6 protein-coding genes are annotated in these 6,958 nt (G+C 34.9%); 2 read left to right on the forward strand and 4 right to left on the reverse strand.

What is annotated here, in order from left to right:
* Positions 1 to 5 precede the first annotated feature (5 nt).
* Positions 6 to 1,436, forward strand: a complete 1,431-nt coding sequence (gene pyk, locus EKL96_RS10290) for a pyruvate kinase (protein ID WP_126452737.1) — start codon at positions 6 to 8, stop codon at positions 1,434 to 1,436.
* Between the two features lie 348 nt (positions 1,437 to 1,784).
* Positions 1,785 to 2,567: an alpha/beta fold hydrolase gene (locus EKL96_RS10295; RefSeq protein ID WP_126461802.1), complete on the forward strand. Its 783-nt coding sequence runs from the start codon at positions 1,785 to 1,787 to the stop codon at positions 2,565 to 2,567.
* On the opposite strand, the gene EKL96_RS10300 is transcribed toward EKL96_RS10295, so the two are convergent.
* From EKL96_RS10300 to EKL96_RS14460, 4 genes are all read right to left on the reverse strand, one after another.
* The gene (locus EKL96_RS10300) at positions 2,564 to 3,235 is read right to left on the reverse strand and encodes an ATP-binding cassette domain-containing protein (RefSeq protein ID WP_126461804.1); all 672 of its coding nucleotides are present in this window, start codon (positions 3,233 to 3,235) and stop codon (positions 2,564 to 2,566) included. The genes EKL96_RS10295 and EKL96_RS10300 overlap by 4 nt on opposite strands.
* Positions 3,232 to 3,471, reverse strand: coding sequence for a hypothetical protein (locus EKL96_RS10305; RefSeq protein WP_126461807.1), 240 nt, complete (start codon positions 3,469 to 3,471; stop codon positions 3,232 to 3,234). Before EKL96_RS10305 ends, EKL96_RS10300 begins: the two co-directional genes overlap by 4 nt.
* 66 nt (positions 3,472 to 3,537) lie before the next feature.
* Positions 3,538 to 6,315, reverse strand: coding sequence for a PD-(D/E)XK nuclease family protein (locus tag EKL96_RS10310; protein ID WP_126461810.1), 2,778 nt, complete (start codon positions 6,313 to 6,315; stop codon positions 3,538 to 3,540).
* Positions 6,316 to 6,378: 63 nt separating this feature from the next.
* The coding region (locus tag EKL96_RS14460) for an OmpA family protein (protein WP_233579292.1) at positions 6,379 to 6,958 on the reverse strand (580 nt) is incomplete at its 5' end.

Below are 6,958 nucleotides of genomic sequence, written 5' to 3' on the forward strand. Positions count from 1 at the left end.
TACAAATGCTTACAAACAAAAAAACTAAAATTGTAGCCACACTTGGGCCTGCATGCAGTACAAGAGAGATCATAAAAGACATGATCGAAGCTGGTGTAAATGTGTTCCGAGTAAACTTCTCGCATGCGGACTACAATGATGTAAAAGAAAAAATAAGCCTTATACGAGGTTTAAATGAAGAGTTTGGTTATACAACTGCGATTCTTGGCGATTTACAAGGGCCAAAACTTCGAGTAGGAGTTATGGAGGAAGGTGTCGTCGTACACGATGGGGATCTAATTACATTTACAACTGCCGAAGATATTCTTGGAACTGCTAAGAAAGTATTCATGAAATATCAAAACTTTCCAAATGATGTAAATCCTGGAGAAAGAATTTTGCTTGATGATGGTAAACTCATTTTCGAAATTGTGGAGACGGATAAAAAATCAGAAGTTATAGCAAGAGTAATTCAAGGTGGCGAATTGAAATCAAAAAAAGGAGTAAATTTACCTAATACAAAAATATCCCTACCGGCAATGACCGAAAAAGATATTGCAGATGCCATTTTTGCCATTGGCCAAAATGTAGATTGGATTGCCTTATCTTTCGTGAAAACACCACAAGATTTACAAGAATTACAAGAATTAATCGCCAAACATTCAGAACATAAAATTCCAATTATTGCCAAAATCGAAATGCCGGAAGCACTAGAAAACATTGACAAAATTGTTGCTTATTGTGATGGTCTGATGGTTGCCAGAGGAGATTTAGGAGTAGAACTTCCTGCTCATGAAGTACCGTTAGTTCAAAAAGAACTTATTCGCAGAGCCAAAACGGCTAGAATTCCAGTTATTGTTGCCACGCAAATGATGGAAACAATGATTACGTCTCTTACACCAACTCGTGCCGAAGTAAATGATGTTGCTAACTCCGTTATGGATGGTGCTGATGCCGTAATGCTTTCGGGAGAAACAGCAACTGGAAATTATCCGGTTCAGGTAATTCAAAAAATGACTCAAATCATTGAAGCTGTAGAAGATTCACCGCTAATCCAAGTGCCACAAAATACGCCACAGATAAAAACAAAACGATTTATCACTAAAACAATTTGTCACCACGCTGCCTCCATGGCTAATGTAATCAAAGCAAAAGCAATTTGTACTTTGACAAATAGTGGGTATACCGCATTTCAAATTTCTGCATGGAGACCAAATGCACACATTTTAGTGTTTACCTCAAATAAGAGAATCCTTACTCAGCTTAATTTATTATGGGGTGTAAAATCTTTCATGTACACTAAAGATGTAAGCACAGATGATACCGTAACGGACATAAATGAAATTGTAAAACAAAAAGGCTTTGTACAAAAAGGAGATTTCCTTATCAATTTAGCAGCAATGCCTATTAAGGAAAAGGGGATGGTAAACACCCTGAGAGTTTCTGAAATAGAATAATAAAACATTCTCATTATGTATTAAAAATCCGTCTGGTTCAATCAACAGACGGATTTTTTGTTAAAAACACGGTAAAGAATTGATTTTCAATACATAAATTACAATTGCACTTTACTTATTGGGTTATGACAGATTTGTCTCAATCTAAAATTGCTATTTTGCTTTTTATAGTTAGTTCTAAATAGTACACTGATTATGTATCTTTGTTCGCGGATTACGGGGCTCCTTATTTTTAAGTTTTGTCAGGCGCAAATAAATAACATTTGTTGCATTTGAACGAAAGGGCGGAAATGTCTTTTTTATAAAGTTACATTAATTAGCTGAATCTAGTACTTTAAACAAAAAACCTTGAAACAAATTCTCTTTAAAAATACCAACATCTCCTATTCCGATACCGGGAAGGGAACCGCTATTGTCTTACTTCACGGTTTCTTGGAAAATAAAGGCATGTGGGATTTTTATATTCCGGAGTTTGCTAAAAAAAACCGCATCATCACCATTGATTTATTGGGACATGGCGAAACGGAATGTTTGAGTTACGTGCAAACGATGGAGGATAATGCTGATGCTGTGCACGCTGTTTTATCGGAACTACGCATCCGTAAAGCCATTTTTGTAGGGCATTCTATGGGCGGTTATGTAGCTTTGGCTTTCGCCGAATTGTATCCGGACACGATAAAAGGATTGGTTTTATTAAACTCGACCGCAAGAGCCGACAGCGAGGAACGAAAAACAAATAGAGATCGGGCTATAAAAGCAGTAAAACAATCTTTTGTCAATTTTATCTCACTTTCCATTGCGAATTTATTCAATGAAAACAACAGAGAGCGCCTTTTATCAGTAATTGAAAGCGTAAAGAAGGAAGCTTTAAAAACACCCCTTCAGGGAATCGTTGCTTCACTGGAAGGTATGAAAATACGACAAGACAGAGAAGTGTTGTTGCATTTAGCACCTTTTCCAAAACTTTTGATTCTGGGCGAAAAAGACCCGGTTCTAAATTACGAAGAAACCAAAGAACAGATAGAAGGCACAGCCATGAAACTGGTGACTTTTCCGGACGGACACATGAGTCACATTGAAAACCAAGACGAATTGTTGAACGTATTATTAGCTTTTTTCAAAAGCATCTAAATCATTCCAGGTTTCAAATACCCTTTTTCCACCAATTCGCTTTTGTCTTTTAAATGACGCATTTTTCCTTCTTTCATAAACGCCAGTTTTGTGGAGACTTTTATCACATTTTCATAATTATGATCCGTGATAATAATGCCTTTTGTGCTGGACATTGCAGTGATTAATTCATTAATTTTTTCAATCATTATTGGTGATAAGCCATTGTATGGTTCGTCTAGTAAAGCAAATTTCGATGCATTATTCAGGATTAATTTAATTTCTAAATACCGTAATTCTCCGCCAGATAAATGTTTTATTTTTTTCTCTATCATCGATTGAATCATATCGTCAGCATAAAAATCCTGTAATTTATCTTTGGCAATAGCCAATTGAATAGTCTTTTTTATCGAAAATGAATTTGGAATAAAATTATCTTGAGACAAATAACTGATTTCGTTTAGCAAATCACTAGTTTTTGATTTCACGACGCCATCTACCCGAACAAATTTAAAATCAGCAGTTACAATTCCGAAAATGATTTTTAACAAGGTCGATTTCCCGGAACCATTTCTTCCTAAAACCCCAATAATATCAGCAGTTTCACATCTCAAATACACATCAGAAACTATACTTTTCCCCTCATATTGTTTTTGGATACTATCTATTTCTAAAATATTTTTAGTCATACGAATTTCAATACTACATTAATGACTAAAATCAGCATTAGCGAAAAAACAAAATTCATCAGAAAACCATAAATGAATAGATGCAATTTAGAGATTCCGTTGTTGTAATAAAACAGATATTCGTTTTTAGCATTCACTTCTTTTATCAAAAGGCTAATGAAGAAACCAAAAATAATAAGGGCGTATTTGAAGGTTTCAAATCCGCCAAAAACCCATGCTAAAGTGCTTATTGACATGTTAATTGTCAAGGTGCTTTTGTGAAATTCGAAGATATTGGCTAGTTTTCTGATTGGGAATTTTGTTTAAATTAGTTTTTCTTCAAAAGGAATGTTTTCATCTAAAATTTCGCTTAATAAAAGAACCATTTGCTCTAAATAATTACCTAATATTTCTTCATTTATAATTGCATTTATTTCGTTGATTTCTTTAAAATTAAACGCAAGAAAACCTGCTTTTAAATTCTTAAAAGAAATTATTCCTGCTTCAATTGGTTTTCCTTTAGCGTCATGCTCATACATATAAGCATACGCCAGCACCTGAATGATTTTGTCGCTTTTAATATCTTCAGTAAGTCCTTTCCATGATTTCAGTGTAACGCTTGCTTTTTCTACTTTTCCGGTTTTATAATCGATAATTCGAATGATTCCGTTGCGCTCTTCAATCCGGTCTACATTTCCTTTTATCAATACCGGAAAAGGCAAATTAGGATGATTTATAATTCGCTCGAATGTTTGTTCCAAAGCTATAATTTTTATTGCATCACCATTCTTGATACTTTCCAGTTCCACTTTCAGGAAATTGGAAACATTGCGCTTGGCGACTTCAAATGCCAGCAAATTTCTACCCTTTTTGATTTCACCTTCTTTGTACACCAATTTGAATTGTTTCAAAACCTCTGTATCTATTTGTTTGAAACAATTTAGAATATCACTTTCTGATATAAATTTATCAATGAAAGGCTCGTATAAAACTTTCAAAGTTTCGTGGATAATAGTTCCCAAGGTATTCAAGGCAATATTTTCCTCTACTTCTTCTACTTCGCTGATGCGTAAAATCTTCTGGAAATAAAACTGAATTGGATTCCGGATATAACTCGTCATCGCCGATGGAGAAAACCCTTTTTCGGCTATTTCTTTCAATCGCAGCATAACACGTTCTGATTTTGGAATCACCATAGGCTGATACGCTGTTTCGGGTAGCAGGGCATTATAAATTTCGTGAGTCAGCGTATGATTTTTTTGTTTTTCGACTTCCAGTTGCGTGATGAATCTGCTTTTTTCTCCGGCATCCAATCCTTCACTCTCGGTATTATAAATTAAATAAATGTTCTTTGCTCTTTGTAATAAATGATAGAAATGATAGGTGTAAATTGCATCTTTTTCTTTGAATGTGGGCAAGCCCAATTCGCGTTTTACATCATAGGGGATAAACGAATTTTGCGATTTTCCGGCCGGGAATTTCCCTTCATTCATCGAAGTGACAATAACGGTTTCAAAATCTAATACACGGCTTTCTAAAACGCCCATAATTTGCAAACCATTGAGCGGTTCTCCTTCAAATGAAACCTCGGCCAAATCAATAACTTGTTTATAAATGGCATAAAGAGTTTCGATTTTATCGATATGTTCGTGCTTTGAATAATAATTAATTAGTTTGTTAATGACTTTAAAAATAGCAAAAACAAAAGCTTTGGTGATTTTTTCTTCTTCGTTGTCGTTGCTTAAATTTCCTTTGATGGTTTGCAATAATTTTGAAATGGTCTCTAAAACTGGAATCGAACCCTTTTCCCATTTTTGGAATAATAAAAGAAATATTTCACTTGGAATTCCATTCAATTCCATCAATTTATGATGCGTAATAAAAGTATAATTATTTTGGTTAATGGTTTGGACTAGCGCGCTGGTTTTTGCGTATGGTTCCACCAAAGGGTGGGTTAAAATATCTAAGATATCTTTGTAGTATAAGACATAGCTTTTAGCATTTCTGGACAATGCATTTGTGTGCATTTTGAATAATTTAGCAGTCAAAATCTGCGCTGGATTGTTCTTGCTGGAATATCCCATCGTAATATTCAAAGCGCCAACACTTGAGGGTAATGAATATAAAAGCGGTACCAAAAGATTTTCTTCGCCCAGAACCACAGCAACTTTATCTAGTGTTCCATCAGTTCCTAGGCTTTGTGATTCATTGATGATATTCTCGATAATACTCCCGGCTATTTTGGCTTGACCAATTGTTTTGGGTGTGCCAATGACCTGAATGTTTTTAGTTTGAGAAAAATCATTTACAATCCATTCAAACGGATGTAATTTATAATGTTTCCAGTTTTCTTTAAAACGTCGTACAAACAAACCAGCATCATGATAGGGATCATTGAGAAAGGTTTGGTCTGCGTCCCAATATATTTTGGCTTGATCAGAAGCGATGAGGTGTTGGATTATTTTTTCTTCGGCTGCATTCAATGCATTAAAACCCGCAAAGACGAATTTTTTGTCATGTAGGGAATTCGAAAAATGATTTATGTTATGCACTGCTTCACGATAGATTAATCCTTGATAGCCGATTCCCTTGTTCAGTAAATGAGTGTACAATGATTGATAATAGTTGGGCAGTAGTTTCCAAAAATCAATATATTTTTCTAATAATGCCGTTTTGTTTTCTACTTCAATTCCCCATTTTTTGATGTCTTCAATGTCTTTTAGATAGGAAAGAACATGGGATGGATCTAGTAAATAGCGGTCAATTTCATTGAAGTCCTGCAGGAGTGTTTTGGCCCAATTGGCAAATAATTCAAAGGATTGTTGATTTGCTGTCGCGGTAATAGATAAATACACTTCATAGAATTCGAATAATAATTCGATAGGATCTATAGTGCGGATACCAGCTATGTTTTGAACAAAATCCTCAATACTTATAATTTCGGGTGAAATTATGTTGGTTGCGACTTGTTTCTTTAAGGCTTCAATCAGGAATATTTTAGCTCGTTTGTTTGGTAAAACAACAATCGTATTGGAAAGAGTGTCAGCGTATTTTGCGATTAAAACCGAAGCTATTTTATCTAGAAAAGAAGTATTTGTCATTTTATAAAAATAAAAAAAACGCCTCGATAAATCGAGGCGTTTTCTAAAAATTTTTGAACAATATTATTTTTGCAATAACAATTCAGTTCTTCTGTTTTTAGCTTTACCTGCAGCAGTTTTATTTGTTTCAACTGGAGTGCTTTCGCCAAAACCAACAGTATTTAAGTTTTCAGCTTTTATTCCTCTTTCGATCATAGCTTCTTTAACGATACTAGCTCTATCTTCAGAAAGTTTTTGGTTGTATTCATCTGAACCATCGCTATCTGTATGCCCTTCAATGCTAAATTTAGCATTTGGATAATTTTTCAGGATTTCTGCCATTGCATCTAATCTAGCTGGAACATCTCCAGTTTTGAAAGTTGCTTTACCAGAATTAAAGTAAACTGCTCTAGCTTGAATTTTAAGATTGTCTAAAGCTTCAGTAGTTACTTCAGGACATCCTTTGTTGCTAGCTGGGCCAGCAATAGTAGGGCACTCATCATCTTTGTCTAGAACACCATCTCCATCAGTATCTGGCCATGGGCATCCACCGTTTTCTTTAGGACCTGCAACTGTAGGACATTTGTCATCTTTATCAGCAACACCGTCTCCATCTGTATCAGGACATCCTTTTAATTCTTTAGGACCAGCTTCATTTGGACAA

The sequence above is a fragment of the Flavobacterium sp. LS1R10 genome (assembly GCF_003968825.1).
Taxonomy (GTDB): domain Bacteria; phylum Bacteroidota; class Bacteroidia; order Flavobacteriales; family Flavobacteriaceae; genus Flavobacterium.

Bases quoted from the DNA above. Each gene is read 5' to 3' on its own strand.
- pyk (WP_126452737.1), top strand. From the start codon at position 6: ATGCTTACAAACAAAAAAACTAAAATTGTAGCCACACTTGGGCCTGCA.
- EKL96_RS10300 (WP_126461804.1), bottom strand. From the start codon at position 3,235: ATGACTAAAAATATTTTAGAAATAGATAGTATCCAAAAACAATATGAG.
- EKL96_RS10305 (WP_126461807.1), bottom strand. From the start codon at position 3,471: ATGTCAATAAGCACTTTAGCATGGGTTTTTGGCGGATTTGAAACCTTC.
- EKL96_RS10310 (WP_126461810.1), bottom strand. From the start codon at position 6,315: ATGACAAATACTTCTTTTCTAGATAAAATAGCTTCGGTTTTAATCGCA.